We start from the raw sequence: 609 nt of genomic DNA, 5'->3' as shown, positions 1-609 counted from the left end.
ATCGCGAATATCCTCATTATCGTCGAGGATGCTATCGAACGGCAGCGCCACGCCGGAGACGGTCTTCACCGTCTGCCCGATCTCCTTCAGCGTGCGGTCGATCCCGCTCACCAGCGACTGCATCACCGCCGCCAGCTCCTCGCGCTCCTGCACCGTCAGATTGGCGAACCCGATCAGCGCCTTCTCCTGCGCCCGCAGCAGCGTCGCGCGCAGGATCGCAATATCCGCCTGCGTCTGCAACTCATAGCGCTTCACCAGATGCGCCTGCCGCACCTGCTCGACCAGTTCGTCCGACGAGACCGGCGTCCACAGCAGGGCGGGAATGATGATGAAGCCGATCATGCCGATCAGCACCTGCTGGTAGACCAGGTTGGTCTCGGCGACGACCGGTTGCGCCGCCCACCAGGCCCACTGGAGCTGAAAGGCGTAGTAGAGGAGGTAGAGCGCGCAACCGATGATGACCGGAAACGCCCAGGTGCGGGCGTTGACTTTCTGGAGCAGCATCCCGGCAGGCGACCAGGGGATGAGGAACGAGACGAGGCTCGGTGGCGCGAGGACCAGAATGGCGGTGAAGGCGACGGCGACGATCCGGTTGTCGGTGAGTTGCGA

General features: G+C 64.2%; 1 protein-coding gene. It reads right to left on the bottom strand.

What is annotated here, in order from left to right; translation table 11 throughout:
* Window positions 1–609 (bottom strand): hypothetical protein (locus NW818_RS14030; protein WP_414424913.1); only part of this gene is annotated, 609 nt, incomplete at both ends.

The sequence above is a fragment of the Synechococcus sp. R6-5 genome (genome assembly GCF_047461775.1).
Lineage (GTDB): Bacteria > Cyanobacteriota > Cyanobacteriia > Thermostichales > Thermostichaceae > Thermostichus.
This window is presented reverse-complemented; position numbering and strand designations above follow the sequence as displayed.